4 protein-coding genes and 1 pseudogene are annotated in these 4434 nt (G+C 47.7%); 4 read left to right on the forward strand and 1 reads right to left on the reverse strand.

What is annotated here, in order from left to right; all coding sequences use genetic code 11:
- The 4 genes and pseudogenes from ACKOVI_RS01820 to ACKOVI_RS01835 all read left to right on the forward strand — a co-directional run.
- Nucleotides 1-255 (forward strand): annotated as a pseudogene (locus ACKOVI_RS01820) (ATP-binding protein); the annotation flags it as partial.
- Nucleotides 256-1017, forward strand: coding sequence for an SDR family NAD(P)-dependent oxidoreductase (locus ACKOVI_RS01825; protein WP_509602251.1), 762 nt, complete (start codon nt 256-258; stop codon nt 1015-1017).
- An 83-nt stretch (nt 1018-1100) separates the two neighbouring features.
- Nucleotides 1101-1709 (forward strand): hypothetical protein, encoded by a 609-nt coding sequence (locus ACKOVI_RS01830; RefSeq protein ID WP_509602253.1) that lies wholly within the window; start codon nt 1101-1103, stop codon nt 1707-1709.
- Between the two features lie 77 nt (nt 1710-1786).
- Nucleotides 1787-3151 (forward strand): GGDEF domain-containing protein, encoded by a 1365-nt coding sequence (locus tag ACKOVI_RS01835; RefSeq protein ID WP_509602255.1) that lies wholly within the window; start codon nt 1787-1789, stop codon nt 3149-3151.
- Here the strand turns inward: ACKOVI_RS01835 and ACKOVI_RS01840 are convergent.
- A partial coding sequence (locus ACKOVI_RS01840) for a cryptochrome/photolyase family protein (protein ID WP_509602258.1) occupies nt 3117-4434 on the reverse strand: 1318 nt, incomplete at its 5' end. The genes ACKOVI_RS01835 and ACKOVI_RS01840 overlap by 35 nt on opposite strands.

The raw sequence follows: 4434 nt of genomic DNA on the forward strand, positions 1-4434 counted from the left end.
CAGCCATACGCCTGCTACATATATAACGTTGTAGATAACGAGTGGTCGATGAAGAACTACGGAGACCAAGCAGTTGTGTGGCAGACAGCAATTAACCCTGTGATTGCAATGGAGCTCATTGCAAACGGAACATGGAAACCACAAGGCGTCGTTGGTCCAGAGTGGCTCGAGCCGAAACCATTCCTTGATTTAATTGAGCAGTACGACAGCAGTTGGCATATCCGCGACGAAGATCCGAAAGGTCTGGTGTTTTAGATGACCAAGCAATGGGCTCTTATTACGGGTGCGACCGTAGGTATCGGTGACAGCTTTGCACAGCTGCTAGCAAGCAAGGGTTACAACCTCGTTATCAATGCTCGCAGCAAAGATAAGTTGGAGGAACGTGCAGCCTTTCTACGCGAGAAGTTTGGGGTCGAAGTTGTCATCCTCGCAGCCGACCTTGCTACAGAGTGCGAAGTCGTTGAAAAATATCTGACTGATAACGAAGTTGAAGTTCTAATTAATAACGCAGGTTTCGGTCTTAACCAGTCATTTTTATCCAGCGATATTGCCGATGAACAACGCGTTCTTGATGTCTTAGTTCGTGCTCCGATGCGATTGATGCACGCAGTCTTACCGCAGATGAGAAAGCGAGACTCGGGAATTGTCATCAACGTTTCATCTACCGCTGCATTTATCGCAGGTGGTCACTACAGCGCTGCTAAGTCTTTTGTAACCGTGATGTCTGAATCGCTGCACACACAGCTTCTGCCCACCAATGTCAACGTTATTTCGCTCAATCCTGGCTTTACTCATACCGAATTCCATCAGCGTGCAGGTATGAAGATGGGTGCTATTCCCAATTGGATGTGGCTCGATGCGGAATTTCTAGTACGCAAAGCATGGGATGACGCACTTAAGGGAAAGGCCGTCAGTATTCCTGGGTGGCAGTACAAAATATTGCGAGCCATCATTGCAACTGCACCTCGATCATTTGTCCGCAAGATGGGGATGTCCCTCCGCACTAAACAGAGGTAAATTCACATACTTTTCACCGCTAGAAAGGGGTAAATCGAAGCTCCTGCAAAGTACCATTGCCACATATCAACGAAAGGTTTCTCATGATTCGTAAGGTCACGCTCTCACTTCTCGCTGCTGTTCTTGTAGCAGGAACAGTGACTGCTGTTCCTGCAAGTGCAGCAACAAAAATCAGCAATGGTGTTGCTTGCTCTAAGGTCAACGCAACTACAAAAGTTTCAGGATATTCATACAAGTGTGCAAAGAACACATTGGTGAAGAACTCAAAGCTCACATGGCTTTCAGTCGAGTGCCTTTCAGCTATCAAGTCATATAACGCAGCAATCAAGGCAAAGAATGACCTTGCCAATGTTGCCGAGCAAACTGCTGCACTTGATGCAGATCTTGCAACCGCAACTGCAGCACTTACGAAAACCACAGCGGCACTCGATGCTGCAAAGGCTCAAATTACAAAGTCTCGCGCGACTCTCAATGTGACAACCAATTCAGCAGAGAAGCTCGCACTTTCCAATGCAATCTCAAAGCTTGCGAATGCGATTCTTATCCTCACAACAAGCCGCGCAAAGCTTGATACTCAGGTAAGAGACCTTGTCTCAAAGAAGGCACTTCTTGCTAGCGCTCCAGATCAGCTCGCAGCAAATGTGACTGATTCAAAGGCATCAGCAAATCTTCTCTGTGCAAAAGGCTTCTAACTCAGTAAAACTCAATAGATTCCATAGATAAGGCTCCCCCTATTGATAGGTGGGGGCCTTTTCTATGTAATCGTTCAATGTCGCGTGCGGTCAGGTATCTCCTCCCTACTCTGATTGCAGGCCATATCACCTGGCGCTTTATCGCACCTACCGAATCAGTCGCACGCGATCTCTATCTCTACAACCTCATCTGGTTGATTGCACTGGTTGTTGTGGTCTATGCCCCGCTCTCGCTCGACCGCGTAGCCCAAGGAGCTATCGCCTTAGCCATTTTCTTCTGGGGAATTGGATCCTTGGCAACCAGTTTTGATGAACTTTTTAGCCAAACCCCCCGATTCACAGCGGCTACGCAGATTTTTTACACACTCTTTTACCCCTTGATTCTCATAGCAATTCCGCGGCTTTCGGCACTGACTGCAAAGTTGAGACCCATAGAACTTTTGGATTCACTGATATTTGGACTTGGCTTCACTTCTATGGCAGCAACACTTTTATTAGTAACAATTTTCCCGGAAGATACCCTGACGGGATCGTCAGATTTCTTTACCCTCTTCTACCCCGTCGGCGATCTTGCGCTGCTCTTGATTGCAATTACCACGCTCATTACTCGCGGAATCGATAGGCAGAGCCTCCTCTTTGCCTCGGGAGTTTTAGTTTTTGCACTCACAGACTTTTATTATCTCTGGCTGGCACTCAATCACAGATATTCATTTGGCAGCATCGCTGATAATGGTTGGCTTATAGCAGTGGCTCTCATGGCTCATTCAACTTCATGTGAAAGTAGAAAGAAAGAGAAGTTCACTCCGATCCATCCCGCCCTTGTTGCTGTCTCAATTTTTATTAGCCCCATACTCCTCGCCATTAGCGCTTTGAAGCCCAACATATTTCCGATGTATATATTGATTCCATCGATTGCTAATTTGCTTCTCGCTTTTATCCGTATGAGCACAGCGCTTCGAGAAGCACGAACCTTGGTATCAGAGAGAATGTTGGCTCGTACTGATGAATTGACTGGACTTGCTAACCGCCGAAGAATGTTGGCAGAGATTGAAAACTTTTCACAGGCAGAGGGCGCTTTTATGCTGCTTGATCTCAATCAATTCAAACCCGTTAATGATCAATATGGGCACGAAGTAGGAGATCTGCTTTTACAACAAGTTGCCCAGAGATTTATCCGCACTCTTCCGACTGGAGCCATATTGGCACGACTCGGTGGGGATGAGTTCGGTCTGCTTATTCGCGGAAGTTACGAAGAGACCCTTGAAAGCGCTCACGCTCTGCGAGCCTCGCTGACATATCCATTCACTGTGCGTGGCATATCAATCCAAATAGGAGTCAGCATCGGTTATGTCCACAACGACGGAGCTGGAAACCTCTTAAAGCGAGCTGATGACGCCATGTATCGAGCTAAGCAGATGGATTTAGGGGTTGCTCAACTTTAATTTCTTTAAGTCGCTCTAGTGATTCGATTCGTTCGGCTGCATGATCGACAATCCGCTCTGGATAACCGTGGCTATAGCCATCGAGATAGAGCCACGGCTCGTGAATTTCACTGCCGTTTAAGTGGGCAAGTTCTGCAACATATCTCCGAATATATGCTCCATCAGGATCAAACTTTTTTCCTTGCTCGATGGGATTAAAGACTCGGTAATACGGAGATGCGTCGGTACCGGTTCCTGCAGTGCACTGCCAGCCATGAGCATTGGAGGCGACATCGAAATCAACGAGGTGCTCTTTAAAGAAATCCGCGCCGTGTTGCCATTCGAGGTGAAGATCTTTTACCAAGAAGGATGCAACAACCATTCGGGATCGGTTATGCATCCATCCTTCAAGTAGTAACTGACGCATCGCTGCGTCAACGAATGGAAATCCGGTTCTACCTTGCTTCCATGCTTCGAGCTGCGCACCAGGTGCGTCATAACGCATTGCCGCAAATTTCTCAGAGTAATAATCGTTCTCGGTATGAGGGTTGTGAAAAAGCACATCAGCATAAAATTCGCGCCAGGCGATCTCTTTACGGAAGGTGTCATGAGCCTTGCTATCACTCAGGCCAGCCAAGAGAGTTCGAGGGTGAATCTCACCAAATTTTAGATAGGTAGAGAGCTTTGAGGTGCCATCTATCCCCGGAATATTGCGCGTCTCATCATAATTTTCGAGAGCGCTCTTTTTAAATCTCTTAAATCGCTCTAGCGCGGCTTGCTCTCCAGCAGGGGCGATAATTGCGCCTTCAGGCATCTGCCATTCTGGAAAATTGCGATCTTTATCCGTCGGTGTTGCAGTGACAATCTTCTTTGGTGTTGGTGCAGGTGCACGCCAACCATGGATGCACCAGTTTTTATAGAAGGGCGTATAGACCTTGTATGGGGTGCCATCTGTTGGCTTTACTACGCGACCCGGAGCAACTGCATATGGACTACCTGTGGCAATGAGGTTGATACCAGCTGCTTTAACGCGGGCGTCACGAGCTGCACCATATGGTTCGTACTCTGCTGAAATATGAACTTCATCCGCACCATAGCGCTTCTGAAGTTCCTTCAAGACTTCGACGACATCGCCGACCATGAGATGTAGGCCACCGTTAAGAGATTGGTCCAGGGCACGAAGCGACTGACCGAGGTAGGCAAGGCGCTTGCTACCTGCCTGGTTAATGAGCGCAGGATCCAGGATAAAGACCGGAACAATCTCGTCACTATTTTTAATTGCCTCATTGAGCGCAGGATGATCG

The sequence above is a fragment of the Candidatus Planktophila sp. genome, assembly GCF_046070465.1.
Classification (GTDB): domain Bacteria; phylum Actinomycetota; class Actinomycetes; order Nanopelagicales; family Nanopelagicaceae; genus Planktophila.